The sequence below is a fragment of the Nostoc sp. genome (assembly GCF_036917775.1).
Classification (GTDB): domain Bacteria; phylum Cyanobacteriota; class Cyanobacteriia; order Cyanobacteriales; family Nostocaceae; genus Nostoc.
Genome location: NZ_JBALEQ010000121.1, coordinates 66,346 through 81,875, shown reverse-complemented (window position 1 = coordinate 81,875; position 15,530 = coordinate 66,346). Strand labels below are relative to the sequence as shown.

The following is a 15,530-nucleotide window of genomic DNA, read 5'->3' as shown; positions in this document are numbered from 1 at the left end:
AATAGCTAGTCTATTACTGGCTCTTAAATAAATCTATCGAACATTAAAAACTGCACCTGATGTTTTAATTTTGCTATCAATGTGCAGTTTTATATACAGTATTATTACGTAATTTGAAATGAAGATTCCTGCATAAGCTACTTAACTGCATTTATCATCTTGTGCTGTGAGCATTGAGCCTAAGAGAGTTTTCACAATAACGCATCGCTTGACGCTACTAGCCGATGTGGAGTTTGCAGAGCTTGGTACAGCTACCACTATTTTTAACCCAGGTGGCTCTGTCGAAGGGGCTACAGGTGTTCCAAAGCTTGCATTGGGTAAAGTCCCCATATAGTCAAAGGTAATTTTTGTTGACGCACTTAAAGTGTAAGAGACAGATGAACCAGCAGTGTTTTGACTGGTGAGATTTGCACCTAGCAGAAATTTATCAGAGCTGATGCCTACATCTGCTCCTAAAGGTTTCCATGTAGGGCTTCCAGCATTGGTATTATAAACAGCAACCTCTGCATTTTGGGTTGTGCTATTTTTCTGAAAACTGACACTGTAGCTAAGTTTTTTGTTTTTAGCTTCGCGCTGTGCTTCTTGCAGTGCGGCTAAAACAGCGTTGTTAACCTTATTCACTTTCTGCCGATTCACAAAGGCAAGCCAACCAGGAGCTGCGATCGCTCCTAAAATTCCAATCATCACCATCACTACGATTAATTCTATCAGAGTAAAGCCAGCATTTTGTTGAGTGTATTTACAACCACAACGTAGTCTATTAACTAAACATCGCTGTTGGCTTGTTCCATTCCTGTGAATAGGGTTCAATAACTTTAAACTTAACTTTCCCATAATTAGCTGCCATTAATTAATCCTTGAATTTTCAGCACTTATTTAGTAAATAAGTATCCGCGCCCTTGTACGCGTATACTTGCACTTGGAAAATAAGTTTTGTTGGTATCTGTGTAATTAAGGTTATTGCTTTGTAAACGTGCGAGTGCATTGCCTCGTAAAGATACTTGTGCTGTTGTGTTAACCCTATCGATACACGCATAGAAACCTGTCATTTTGCCAGCATTACGTGTATTAAAGCTAGCAGTGTTTGGTGATACTTTTTGCCATGTGTTGTTATCAGTAGGACAAGTTGCCGCAGGTGCTGGTGTTGTATCATCAGTTTTGCTTTGATCAATAAAGTCAACAAGTACTGTGGCATCGGCAGTATAAGTTTCTGTGGCTTTTACCCAAGCATTCATCTTGTCTTTGATAGTGCCTACTCCATCCAGCTTAAATAGGGTAAAACCTGGACTAGGACAATTACCACTAATATATTTGCCAGTATAGCCAGTACAATCAACACCAGTACTAGCTGGTATACCATCCTTAATTTGCCATCTCGCAATCCGAGCTGCATTAGACCAAGTAGAACTAGAAGTAGCGTCTTTAATTAAATAGTAGGCAACCAATGAGTATACAAACGTATCATCTTTTTCGGTTCCTGTAATTGTAAGCGCTTGATTAACTATTTCTCGCTTCCAAAAGACAAGAACAGGGACTCTATCTGTGGCGCTCGAATTAGGTAATTGATTTTTGATAGCTTCAATTCCATCAGCATCATAAAGATAAATTGCCTGTTGTAAATCACGGGAAATATAATCTAGTGCAGCTTGAATTTCTTGCTCAGAATTTGCCTTTGCTTGCTCCTTTCTGTCTGTATCCATAATGTTAACCATGAATCCTAGCAACGGCGTGATGATGAGGAATGCCAGAATCATGGCAATCAACAGTTCAATCATAGTAAAACCGTTAACTTGCTGAACTAGCCTAGAGCGTTTTAGCTGGCTTTTGATTAAGAATTTTAGTGTACTCACCATATTCTGGAATTCTCTTTAGTGATAAATGCACAGTGAGCATCGCATAATGTGAAACTGCTTAGTTTTTTACTGGCAAGCTTGATTTGTTGCGGTACCCAGTCGTCGACATAAAGCCTGAAATGTAGTGTTAGTGTTGCCAATATCGGTTGTCATTTCGATTAATGGTGCTTGGCGATCGCCTAATCCGCCTGTGAAAGTTTTTTGTGTTTTCTTATCACTATTCGAGTTCCCTGTATTGGCTGTTATAGTTTTACTAAAATCAATATCTGTTCGATAAACCCGAATTGCCAGACGATAACCGTCGTTTATCGAACTACCTGTAACTTTAACTTGAGCAGCTTGAATGTAAAACTGCTCAAACGGCTTATCTCTACAACCTGTAGTACTAGTAGTAGTAATAGTGCCATCAGTAACCTTAAAGCAATACAAATTTGTATCACTTGCTTGCGGAACGGGCATCTCTGTACTGCTAATTAAATAGGCTACTGCTTGAGTTGAATTTGAAACATTTCTGGTTGTAGTTGCATTTGCAGGATCGCGTGCAATGATTGTACTTGGCGCTGCTATTGCTCCAGTTCTCATGGCATCAATAAATGCTTTTGTCGCTTGGGTTGCTAGTTCCACTCGTCGAGACTGAACGCGGGTTGCTGTTGAGATGACGATCGCAGGTGCGATCGCTGCCATTAAAATAGCAACTATAACTATTGCTACCAAAGACTCAATAATCGTAAAACCAGACTCATCAGCAGGGATGATTTGTTGCTGTAGTTTGTGCTTAATCATTAACTTATCACCAGCTTCTGATACCAATTTGCATTCCAAAATATGATTGAAAAATCTTACTCCCCTAAAGTGAAAGTTACAGTTTAGGAGAGTAGTATGAAGTTTTAAGATGGGCAGTTACTAGGACGTTGATCGGAATCGATTGCAGCACTATATACAGGAGGAGTGCTAGTATCGGGTTTTTTCGCACACAACAAACTTTGCACCCATGCGTCATCTCGACCAACTTCCCGGAAGTACTCATCTGGCAAATCATCTGGTATGGTTGCCAATTTTTGAGCTAATAAGTCAGGCGACTGAGATAGCAGCGCTACATCATAACCCCATTGCCGTGTAGGAGCCATATAGAAAGGAGTTCTGCTGTTGTTGCCTTGAATCTTATACTTAAAAGTATCAGATTGAGTTGATATAGATGTGTTGAATGATGCTGTGGCATAGGCACTTCGTTTAGTCTGGACGAAAGAGCCACTAATCCTAGCTTTAATGGCATCGCTTGTTCCTCCTGTTGGGTTCCAGTTTTCTAGCAAGCGCACAAAGTTGTGTAAACCACCATTGTCTTCTGTAGGACGCGCTGGGGTATCTCCAGCCACAGCAATTAAATTAAAGGTAGTTTCAGTAGCTGTTTGCAACCAATTATTGTGGGTTCCAGAGACAATATTATTAGTGTTGTCTGGGTCTTGAGGAGTAGCAAAGGGTTGGTTAATTTGTAGAACTGGTTCAAATCCACTGACAGCACCAGCAGTTATAATAGGCTTCAGCCAAGGCATGAACACATCGTTTGGTGGCGGTAATAGTGTTGTATTCGTAGTGGATGTTGTAGATCCTAGAGGAAATTCTCGTACAGTACCAGGGTTGGTGCTATCAACTCCTAAGATTCTAAGAGGAGTAACTAACTGGCCAGTTGTTGCATCACGTACAAAAGCAATTCTCCGAGGAGCAGTTGCAGTAAAGCATCCTCCTGAATAATCTGTCGCTGGATCATCAAAAATGTATCCTGTTTTTATTCGACTATTGTTTGGGTTTCCATTTTTACCAACAATTTGACCATTATAAAACGTATTACCTCCTCCACCTCCACAGGCTGTCTGGATAGTCCATGCTGTTGTCGCTTTTGTCGGATCACTACAATCTGCTACGTTAGTTGCAGAGCAAACTTCTGTCAAATACGTCCCTGGTGGTATTTGTAGCGCAATTGGTGTCACAAAGTTGTTGAGGTAGGAACTACCTTGGAACCCTGTTGTAGTTGAGTCAAGGTCTTTGGGTATGCCTGTAGTGGTGTCACGCCATCGAGCTACGGGAACAAAGCTATTATATTTTGAGAAACCAGATGGTATTGTCGATGGAGCGTCATAGCTATTACTCCAGTCATAATCTCCCTCATGGCGGTAGCCCAATCTAAAGTTATTAGAAAGTAAAGTAACAGAATCTGCCAAAACAGATGCAGGTCGCCATTCGTCACCAGTTGTACAGTTTGGTAGCCTTGTATCATTTGGACGACAAGCGAAATTTGGATTGCGCTGTGCTTTGGCGCGAGTATAGAAATTGCTCCAATCATCTGCCAATGCTGTTGTGAACTCTTCTTGGGTGTGAAGATTAAAGTTACCCTTAACGTAAACAGGCAAATTGGTAGCTAAAATCAACCCTTTCTCTACGTCTCGATAATTATTACTTGTACCGCGACCGATTTTTGAGCCGTTGATGAGCATAATGGCATTAGGTCGGCGCGTTGGGTCAAGCGTATAATCTACTGGGCTTTCAAGCTTTTGCGCCTCTGGATCTGTCTTTGTTGAACTCAAATCTGGCAGTGCATCATTGCGAGTAGCATAGATAATGCCGCTATTTGGCAGTAAGTATTCTTGCGCTGGAGTTGCTGCACCATACGTAGTAGTGCGAAGCGAGTTGATATCTAATACTGTGGCGCGAACTTCTAAAGGTTGTCTATCTTTTGTTGCAAGATCGTAATCAGTACTTGTAGTGGTTGTTTGATTTGCCTTAACCTGTCTTGCATCTAAAAAGGCAGTTTCTTGAATTGCACCGTGAGGAATAGGAGGTGTAGTGGTTACTGGAGAAATACTGCCGTCTAAAATTTGTAGGGCGCAAATTGCAGCATGAATTGTAGATTGTTCCGAAAGAGTACGATCTGTGGTTTTTGCTAAAGCTTTTGCTAGCAGTCCATCATCTATAGAACGTCCAGCTAAATAATCTGCATTAGTTGTATCAGTTATTGGACGTTTTGGATCTCCTTTTACATCTCCTTTTGGATATTTTAATTGAGATTGATAAGTCAGTAGCGCCTGATAATCAGTAACTGTTTTGGTTGGAGGCCCGTAAACTATGCCGTTGTTGGATAGACCACCTGTAGCTGAACTATTAGCATCTGAAGCCCAAGCTGGAAGTCCTGTTTGATTTTTAGCAGTAGTGCTGTTAGTAGGAACGTAAAAGCTGCTTACACAAGCTATAGGCTGTGGACTTTGCTGGTTGTAACTAGTAGCTTTGTAGTGATAAACAGCTGTAGCTCGCATCCGCAGATATGGTGTCTTAGTTGGATCGGCAATTTCGGGCCATTTATACTGTATTGAAGAGTAATTATTTGCGCCTACAGCAGAGTAATCATACATCCAATATGGCTTAATAGTCTTTTGTGTGGGTGCTGGAGCTTGAGGCACTGGCATCAGATCAGACCAAATTTCTTTGGTAGCTGAAGTGAAGGTAGTACTTGCAGCTGTGTAACTATCAGGCAAATAAATTCCAGCACCAGTTACCACTCGTAAACCACCAAAAGGGTCTTGTATGGTACTCGGAACTTGGGCTGCTGCTAGTTCCCAATCTTTATCTCGGTCTGTAGAGCCTAAATCAGCTAGTATTTGTACGCGAGAACGGCGAGTGCGAGGTGTAGCAGGTGTTGTTGGTAGATCCCAGTTAACACCACTAATATTTTGGGTATCTTGGAAATTTGGGCCGACAAATTGGCTTTGATTGCTGTCCCACCAGATTTGAGGCAGATTATTACCAATTACAACTCTGTCACCCAAGGATTGTTCTTTTTCGCCATAGTCTTTTTCTAGTTTTGTGGGTTCCGTTGCACCAGGTATCAGTTTATTACTGCTGATATTTAGTGTTAAATTAGCGTAACCAGTACCCGTTTTCCCATCCGTGGGATCGGTAGGATACATCCAAGCATCTACAGGGCGTAGGGTATCGCCACTGCCTTGAAGCGGAGTAGTTGTGGCGTATGTACCTAATGCAACTGCTTCAGTGCTTCCAGCAGCAACTTCTCTGTAAGGTACGCGCCGGGTGCGTTTTTGAAAGTAAAGCTGTAGCTGTTGTTTGCGTAATGCGTCGTTTTCTGCTGTGGTGTAACTTGCTAAAGCAAGCTTATCTTTTTGTTGTTGAATACCTTTGGTAACTTCTGCGGGATCGGGATTTGTGGTAGCTATTTGGGCGTTAACTAGGCGAGTGATACGCTGAGTATAGGCAAGGCTGTTATAAGCCATGAAATTCGCTTCGTTTGATGCTGGAGTAGTTGATTTTGCAAAATCGACTTCAACAGGATCGGTAGCTTCTCCTTTTCTAAATAAATGCACTTTGGTAACATTGCCTAAGTCACTTGTATCTGTGAAGCCACCAGCACCCAAGTTTCCACCAATTACTATTTTGCCATTATCGTTATCGTAGAAACAGGATTCCTTACTGCTAACTTGAAATAGCTTGACACTATTTGCTGGCGAACCAGTGAGAAAATTACTATTGGTAAAAATTCGTCCATTTAATCTGAAGGCGGGGCCTGGGCTAAGTCCTATATCATCTTCATAAAGAACAGCATTATTAACTACAGGAATTTGGACACGTTCTTGTTGATACTCTAAAGCAGAAAAGCTTTTATTACCTTTGTAAACTTCGTATTTAGTATTAGATGGTGTAGTAGTAATAGGAACAGTTGCTGTATAGACAAAAAAGGCTTTTTTCAACTTATTGCCCACTTTAAACCAGCCAGTATTACCTACTAATGTAGCGCTTGTGCCTAGCGTATCTCCACAATCTCCACTGACATTACCAGCAGTCATTGGTAAAGTTCTTGCTTCTAATGGATTTCTGGCATATTTATATACACCAGCGTTTATGGGAGGATTTCTAAAGTAAATGCCATAAAGTGTGTAGCTATCAAATTTGCCGTTGTTATCAGTATCTAGAGGGTATAGCCATGCAGTATTTAGTGTCTTAGCTTTTTCAGTAGCTTCGGTTCTTTTTGCTTGTTGATCAGTATTTAGAGCTAGTTGCAGTTGAGTTTCATCACCAAATGTATATTCATTGATATTGCCACTCAAAGTAGAATACAACGCATCATCTGTTGGTGTGGCTCGTGGTAGTCGACCATCTTGAAATAGCTTATTTATTTTAGCTCTAGCGCGGTCTATGGCTGGGGTAGCAGCATTGAGTGCAGCCTCATTTACTCGAACATTACTAGCATTTTTAGAGCGTTCAAACGATCGAAATAAAATTGCTGTTGTTAACAGTACAACAACTAAAGATACCATTGCTACCGTTGGCAAAACAAAACCAGCATTTCCAGCACCACGTCTTTTATTAGTAGTGAAAAAAGTTCTTAGTAACCAAATTATTTGCTTTTTTATTGTAGACAAAAACTGGTTGTTAAGTTTTTTTAAATAAAATACTAGCGCCTTGAATAACTTACGTCTTACAGACATAGATGCTTCCCTCCCAAGTGTTTGTTTACGGATGTGAGGATATTTGAATTTATAGATATCCAGCCTATTATGTCGGCTCTAAACTAAAAGTGAAACTTTTGACTTATGTGATAATTAACCTTTTTTAAACATTTTTAGAAATGCAGTGGTAAATCAAAGAATAAGATTTTTTTACTTTATATCATGGGTTCATTTTTTACTTAATACCGAAAAATACTGATCTTCTCGAAATTATTTAGTTTATGTCTGCTAATGAAATAAAAATTCATCCTTATATAGAAGGCCGATCTCACAGAAAAAACCTATATTCCTAAGCTAATTAAGCTCAATTTCGTAGAAAAATAGTATGACTTAAAATTAACTTTGTAGAAATCTATTTCATTCAAAGCTAGCTTTATGAAGATGTTGTCAGCATACTAAGTCTATAATACCCACCTGTTCAAGTAAAAATATCAGTTAGCGGCAAAATAATATGAAAAAATTTAAAACCTCACTGTAGTAGGGAGGCAGTAGAATAAATATTTATAATTTCAAGTAAATACGCAGTAATTAGGTTTAATAGTCAATAGCTGCATTACACTGGCATTTGCACAGACTATAGGACTAGTACCGCAAGGCGGAAGTCAAAAGCTAAAAGTCAAAAGAATTGTATTCCAAGCTGTTGCACTATTTGAAATGGTATCTTTATTTACGCCGTGCTGTACTAGTATTTAATTTTTGAAACTACCATTGTAGGTTTTTATATATGGTTGCCAAATCTGCTGCCTGCATATTTACTGTGCGAACAGGTTTAATACCTTGGCGCAATTTATTAAGTAAATTAGTATCTGTTGCTAATCGCTCAAGAGCTTGAGTCCAAGCTTTAGTCTCATTAGCAGTTACGAGCCATCCATCAATGCCATGTTTTACAAGTTCGGCAATACCCCCTAAATTGGAACCAATTACAGGGAGTCCGGATTCATGGGCTTCTAAGACTACTATTGGCCCAGTTTCTAACCATTGGGAAGGTACAGCTAGGATGTCATAATTGGCTAGAGCCTGGGGAAGTTCAACTCTAGTTAGTTGTTTCTCTACCCGAATTCGAGGGTCATTGTCAATTAGGTTAAAGATTGTTTGGCGATATCGTTCATCTTGCGCTATGCCATGAATTATCAATTCAATGGGAATTACCGCAGGTAAATCTTTAACTGCTCGGACTAAGATATCAATACCTTTATATATATCCCAGCGTCCTAAAAAAACTACTTTTAAAGTGCTAGATTGCTGTTTTACCTGTGTTGATTTTTCTTGTGTAGTCTCAGAAATTCCGCATCGAGAGAGAACAAGTTTTTTTTCAGGAATGCCGTTAATCAGTAGAGCTTCATAAAGCCAATCACATACTGCTACAATGCGGTCAGCATATTTTGCCATTTCTAGCAGACTTTTTTTGCGGGCAGTAACATAACCAGGTATCACAAAAGGACGCACAAATTGTCCTAAGTTGCCTTTGTCTACTGAGGCAGGAAGATAGGCACTTACAGGCAATAGTACTCTCCCCAAAATAGCTTCCGGCAGATAGCTAAAACCTTTGACCATTGAAGCAGGTAGCTTTTTGCTCAAACTATCAGCACATTGGGAACAACGCACCACATCTATTTTGCCATCACAAACCTGTTGTCCATTGAACATCAAAGTAGTTCGCTGGCATAAGGGTAGAGGATAATGGATTGTTACAACTGTTGACAAGCCTAATTCTTTTGCCAAACGTAGATGAGGTAATCCACAAGATACTTCCCAATGGTGCTGATGGTAAATATCTGCTTTTTGGTGAGATAGCCAATTAGCAAAATCTTCAAATTTTCCATGAGGAAATTGACCGTGATTCGGTTGTATTCTAGGTACTGGGAATACAGGATATCGATAAACTTCTACATCGTTGTACTTGTAAGTATCACCATGTGGGGAACCTAATTTGGCGGCTGCTATCAAGATGTCAATATCATGCGATGGCTCCGCCAACGCTAAGAGCGAACGCAATTCTGGCAGTAAATCGTTGAGGTTTACTTGAATACCACCGCATTTATCTGGAAAATAACGAGCAAGAGCTTGGATTACTTTCATCGGGAGGAATCTCCAGGATAGGAAATCTGCTCTTGCTATTTTATTCGCTGTATTGTGAATTACCCAGTATATGTACTCCAATCATCACTCTTGCCACATTTCTCAGTTTTCGCACTATCCCTCAAGTTCAACGTGCTTTAGCCAATCAAGTCCAAAAGGTTTTTTCTTTCTTTGTATGAAACCACCCTGCTCTCCTTATTAAGGATAAGGAGAGGGGGAGGCGATATGGGTTACGCGCTAAAGTATTTTGCTACTGGGTGGTAAGTAATAATTGCAGTGGTGGACTGTTCTGGATAAAGTTGTTCACTTTCATCCATATACAATTTAATTCTGTCAGTCTGCAATAATTCCAGTTGCTTGTATTGGTCTTGGATATTCGGGCAAGCTGGATAACCAAAACTATACCGTGAGCCACGATAGCGTTGTGCTAATATATCCCGAATATTGTCGGGTTCTTCAGCAGTAAAACCTAACTCTCGGCGAATTCTGGCGTGTGTCCACTCAGCTACAGCCTCTGCAACCTGTACCGCCATACCGTGGAAATACAGATAATCGGTGTATTGATTGGCAGCAAACAGCTTTTGGGCGAACTCTGTGGCAATCTCCCCTACAGTCACCGCCTGCATGGGGAAGACATCAATAATTCCCGATTCCTTTGGTGCAAAGAAATCTGCTATGCACAGCCGCCTTAATGATTTTTGTCTGGGAAACTCGAAAGTTGTAACCTGTTGAGATTGGTTCTCTGAGTCATATATATGTAGAGAATTTCCTTCAGACTGACAAGGGAAATACCCATAAATCACCTGGGGATGCAACAGATTTTCTTCAATAATTCGCTGTTTCCAAGTTTCTAAAATTGGGTAAACTTTCTCAGCTAAGAAAGCCTGATATTCTTCCTTAGATTGTTCCTTGGGTTTGCGAAATTGCCACTGTCCAGCAACTAAAGCTTGTAAATCTAAGTGCCAGAATATTTCCTCAATGGGAATATCACTAGGCTGCAACAACTGCGTCCCCCAGAAAGGCGGTGTGGGACGTTCAATATCTATCTCTACAGCATCAGAACGCCTTGTATCTACTACTTTTGGTTCAGCAGATGTTTCTTCAGAAGTCTTAGCTTTTGGTTCTTTGTGGCCATTTGTAGAAACTTCAGTAGTTTCCACTTCGTTCAAAAATCCTTGCAAATCCTCCCAGTTATTAGTTGCCTTTGCTGGCATTAATTTATCCATGAAGTGCAAGTCAGAAAAGGCATCTTTGCCATAAACGACTTTACCTTTATAGGTATTTTGGCAATCTTCATACACAAATTTGGGAGTCAGCGCCGCACCACCTAAAATTACGGGGACACTAATTCCCTTTTCGTTGAATACCTCCAAGTTTTCTTTCATGAAGGCGGTGGATTTTACCAGCAAACCACTCATGGCTATACAATCAGGTTTGTGCTGTTCGTAAGCGTTGATGATATTTTCCACTGGTTGTTTAATTCCCAGGTTAATCACCTTGTAGCCGTTGTTAGACAAGATGATATCTACCAAGTTTTTACCAATGTCGTGGACATCGCCTTTGACTGTGGCAATGAGAAAGGTTCCCTTGGCATTGTTGCCTGATTCTGATTTTTCCATGAACGGTTCTAGAAATGCCACCGCCGCTTTCATGGTTTCGGCAGATTGCAAAACGAAGGGTAACTGCATTTGTCCAGAACCGAACAATTCCCCGACAACTTTCATCCCATCTAGCAGGAAGGTGTTGATAATCTCCAAGGGGGGATGTTCTTCTAAGGCTTTTTTGAGATGTTCTTCTAAGCCAATGCGTTCGCCGTCGATGATATGGCGTGTGAGGCGTTCTGGGATGGGGAGACTTTCATCTAAAGAGCGATCGCGCTTAGTTGTCACCCCAGCAAACGCTGTGGTAAGCTCTCCCAAGGGATCGTAAACGCAAACATTACCCTCAAATTTCCGTTCGTCATAAATCAACTGCCGACAAATTTCTTGATGGCGTGCCTCAATCTTGGACAACGGTAAAATTTTGTTAGCGCTGACAATGGCTGCATCCATTCCCGCCGTCGTCGCCTCGTGTAAAAACACTGAGTTCAGCACCATCCGCGAGGCTGGATTCAAACCAAAGGAAATATTGGAAACACCCAAAATTACATGACATCCAGGCAATCCTTCACGAATCCGCCGGATAGACTCAATTGTGGCTTTACCGTTTTCTCGGTCTTCTTCAATCCCAGTGGAAATTGGTAACGCGAGGGTATCAAAGAATATTTCGGTGGGTGGTATGCCATATTCTACAGCTTGACGGTATGCGCGTTGGGCGATCGCAAACTTTTTGTCTGCTGTCCGCGCCATCCCATCTTCATCGATAGTACCAATGATGACACCTGCCCCGTATTTTTTCGCCAACTCCAGCACCTTTAAAAAGCGCGGTTCCCCATCTTCGTAGTTGGTGGAATTAAGCAAACACTTACCACCGGCAACCTTTAAACCCGCCTCCATCTTTTCCCATTCGGTGGAGTCAAGCATTAAAGGCAGTGTCACATTATTAACAATGCGTGAAACTAATTCGTGCATATCGCGCACGCCGTCGCGTCCCACATAATCGACGTTGACATCGAGGATGTGTGCGCCTTCTTTGACTTGCGCCCTCGCCATTGAAACGAGTCCATCCCAATCTTCGGCATTTAGTAAATCGCGGCACTTCTTGGAACCACTGGCGTTGAGACGTTCGCCAACAATCAAGAAGGAATTATCTTGGTCGTAGGGCTGAGTGGTGTAAATTGATGCTGCTGCTGGTTCTAAACTTGGCTGTCTAACTTTTGGCTTCAGGTCTTTGGCGGCTTCTGCCAATTGTTGAATGTGTTCTGGACGAGTCCCACAGCAACCCCCGATCACTTGGACACCCAAATCTTCAACAAAGTGCATCAATGACATCCGTAATTCTAACGGTGTCAGGCGGTAGTGTGCTTGACCACCGACGTTTTCGGGTAAACCCGCGTTGGGTATACAGGAAACGATGAAAGGTGAATGTTCTGCCAAATACTTGATATGTGGTTTCATCAAGTCTGGACCTGTGGCGCAGTTTAGACCAAGAATATCTATTGGGTAAGGTTCCAGAATTGTCAGCACAGCACTGATTTCTGAACCAACCAACATTGTGCCCATGCTTTCCATTGTCACAGACACCATCAACGGTCTGCGATCGCCTTTTTTGGCAAACACTTCTTCAATTCCATTCAGCGCCGCCTTAATTTGCAGCACGTCTTGGCAAGTTTCCACCAAAAATAAATCAACACCACCATCCCATAGCGCTTCTGCTTGTTCAGCAAAAGTGGCTTTCATGGTGTCAAAGTCAATATGTCCCAAGGTAGGGAGTTTTGTTGTCGGGCCGATAGAACCTGCCACAAACCGGGGTTTTTCTGGCGTGGAAAATTCCGCAGCCACACGCTTGGCTAATTCTGCGGCTGTCTTGCTGAGGTAATACGCTTGGTCTGCTAAGTCATATTCTGCCAGCACCAATGATGTACTACCAAAGGTATCCGTTTCAATTACGTCTGCACCAGCAGCGAGAAAGTCTCGATGAACCTTAGCGACTGCTTCGGGTTTGGTGTGGACTAAGTATTCGTTACAACCTTCATACTGTGGGCCGCCGAAGTCTTCAGCAGTCAGGTTTTGGGTTTGCAGGTTGGTTCCCATCGCCCCGTCGAAGACGAGGACTGGGCTATCTGGACTACGCAAGCGTTCAAGGAAAGAATGAGTCATATTTTCCTAGAATAAATGAGGACATCAAGTGAGTCTTGTGATACTCGACTTACTTTATTATTTTCCAAAATTGTGATATTTGTGGCAGCCTTTAATAAAGTCTGGTTTTCTTTATCAAGGAAGGCAGGAGGCAGAGGGCAGGAGGCAGGAGGAAAAATGTCCGACGACGCTCTCTACGAGACGCTGCGCGTAGCTTGCTTCACCGTAGGAGTACGCAGACTCGCTCGCCGCCGACGCTATCTGTTTCCTGCCGTGACCAAAGGGAACAGGGGCTTAAGACAAGAACAGCAAATTGAAATATTTGGTGGCTCTTATTAAGGAGCTGTCTGAATCCCCTTCTTAATAAAACCTCCTGCCTTCTGCCTCCTGCCTCCTTCAAATAGCGATTTACTGATAACCAGCTGCTTGTAACAGAAACAACTTGGCATAACGCCCTTTTAGCTGTAATAATTCTTCATGAGTTCCCTGTTCTATAACTTCGCCATTTTCTATAACTACGATTTTGTCAGCCATTCGGACTGTAGAAAAGCGATGGGAAATCAAAAGTACCATCTGATTTTGAGTAATAGCGCGAAAATGATTGAAAATCTCAAATTCAGCTTGGGCATCTATTGCTGATGTTGGTTCATCCAATACTAAGATATCTGCTTGCGATCGCATAAAAGCACGAGACAAAGCAATTTTCTGCCACTGTCCCCCCGAAAGTTCTTGTCCTCCTTTAAACCAACGCCCAAGTTGAGTCTGGAAGCTTTGGGGTAATTGGTCAATAAAAGATTGGGCCATGCCTTTTTCCGCAGCAGTTTGCCAAAGGCTTTTATTTTCGAGATGTTCTACATCACCCACCCCGATATTCTCACCCACAGTGAACTGATAGCGGACAAAGTTCTGGAAAATCACACCAATACGACGACGCAACACATCCACATCCCATTCCTGCAAATCCAAGCCATCTAAGAAAATTCTTCCAGAGTCTGGGGTGTAGAGTCGGGTAAGTAGTTTGATTAAAGTAGTCTTACCGGAACCGTTTTCACCCACAATTGCCAGTTTTTCTCTGGGTTTTAAGTGTAGCGAAATGTTTGTCAAGGCTGGTTTAGAACTTCCCGGATAAGTAAATGATACGTTCTCAAAACGGATACCATCTTGGGGATTTAAACCAATGGTTGCCTTACCCCAAGACTTTGGTACTTCTTCTTCTAGGAAATCGTAGAGATTTGATAGATATAGGTTGTCTTCATACATCCCTCCAATAGATGTGAGGGCATTGGAGAAAGTTGATTGTCCTTGGCGAAAAACGGTGAGATACATGGTCATATCTCCCAAGGAAATCTTACCTTGTACTGTTTCTAATACAATCCAAGCATAAGCTAGGTAAAAAGCACCAGTACTCACTAAACCCAGTAGATAGCCCCAGAACCCTCGCCGCAGAGTTAAATCACGGTCTTCGCCATAGAGTTGATGAAACAGGTTGCGGTAACGCCCTAGCAGCATCTCTCCCAACTGGTAGAGTTTGACTTCTGTGACAAAATCTTCTCTTGCTAACAGATTTTCTAAGTAATGCTGTTGACGAGTTTCTGCCGCCCGCCAACTAAATAGGCGAAAGCCTTCTCCAGCAAACTTTGTTTCGGCAATAAATACAGGCATCGCTGCCAAAATCAGCACCACCACCGCCCAAGCTGAGAAATTTACTAGTAAAATACCGTAGGTGAACAGGGAAAGGGCATTTTGCACCAATCCAAAGGTGCGGTTGACTAACGAAAGCGGACGAACTGATGCTTCTCGTCGGGCGTTGGTCAATTTGTCATAAAATTCTGAGTCTTCAAACTGCCTAAGATCCAGTGTCAGCGCCTTTTCTAAGATGAGTACATTCACTCGCTGACCCATTAGCGCCCGCAATAATGACTGGCAAATGAGGATTCCCCGTTGACTACCCGCTAGTAGAATTACAGCGATCGCTTCTAATCCTACATAAAATAAAGAAGGATAAATATTGACAAAACCATTGCTTTGTGAATTAACTTGAGATGCTACTACCACTGCATCAACAATTAACTTACTGATGTAAGATATCGCCGCCGGTAAAAGACCAGCAACTATTGTTAAACTCGCCAGAAGAATAGTAAGCGATCGGCTGGTAGTCCATACCAAGTTCACAGCCCGTCCACTGTAGCGGAAAACTGTCAGGGATTGGCGTAGGATATTTCTTTTTTTTTAATTTTCATCTTTTTTTGGAAAAGATACCCCAACTTGGGCGGATCTTCCTGATTCTTTTAATCTTTATATAATTTTAACAACAAAGAACTCAGAACTCAGTACCTAGAATGACGAGTATG

Annotated in this window: 7 protein-coding genes; all 7 read right to left on the bottom strand. The window is 41.8% G+C overall.

What is annotated here, in order from left to right; genetic code table 11:
- Positions 1–141: 141 nt before the first annotated feature.
- A complete protein-coding gene (locus V7K69_RS24935; protein ID WP_335039318.1) occupies positions 142–834 on the bottom strand; it encodes a pilus assembly FimT family protein in 693 nt (230 codons plus the stop codon).
- 38 nt (positions 835–872) lie between these two features.
- Complete coding sequence (gene hpsC, locus V7K69_RS24930; RefSeq protein ID WP_442936186.1) at positions 873–1,853, bottom strand: hormogonium polysaccharide secretion pseudopilin HpsC; 981 nt, start codon at positions 1,851–1,853, stop codon at positions 873–875.
- Between the two features lie 66 nt (positions 1,854–1,919).
- Positions 1,920–2,636 carry a hormogonium polysaccharide secretion pseudopilin HpsB gene (hpsB, locus tag V7K69_RS24925; RefSeq protein ID WP_335039316.1) on the bottom strand — a complete coding sequence of 239 codons (717 nt, stop codon included), beginning with the start codon at positions 2,634–2,636 and terminating at the stop codon, positions 1,920–1,922.
- A 104-nt stretch (positions 2,637–2,740) separates the two neighbouring features.
- A complete protein-coding gene (gene hpsA / locus V7K69_RS24920; protein ID WP_335039314.1) occupies positions 2,741–7,342 on the bottom strand; it encodes a hormogonium polysaccharide biosynthesis protein HpsA in 4,602 nt (1,533 codons plus the stop codon).
- 723 nt (positions 7,343–8,065) lie between these two features.
- A complete protein-coding gene (locus V7K69_RS24915) occupies positions 8,066–9,442 on the bottom strand; it encodes a glycosyltransferase (protein WP_335039312.1) in 1,377 nt (458 codons plus the stop codon).
- A 230-nt stretch (positions 9,443–9,672) separates the two neighbouring features.
- Entirely contained in the window at positions 9,673–13,200 is a 3,528-nt protein-coding gene (metH, locus tag V7K69_RS24910; protein ID WP_335039309.1) for a methionine synthase, read from the bottom strand.
- Positions 13,201–13,587: 387 nt separating this feature from the next.
- The gene (locus V7K69_RS24905) at positions 13,588–15,351 is read right to left on the bottom strand and encodes an ABC transporter ATP-binding protein (protein ID WP_335039307.1); all 1,764 of its coding nucleotides are present in this window, start codon (positions 15,349–15,351) and stop codon (positions 13,588–13,590) included.
- Between the last annotated feature and the right edge of the window lie 179 nt (positions 15,352–15,530).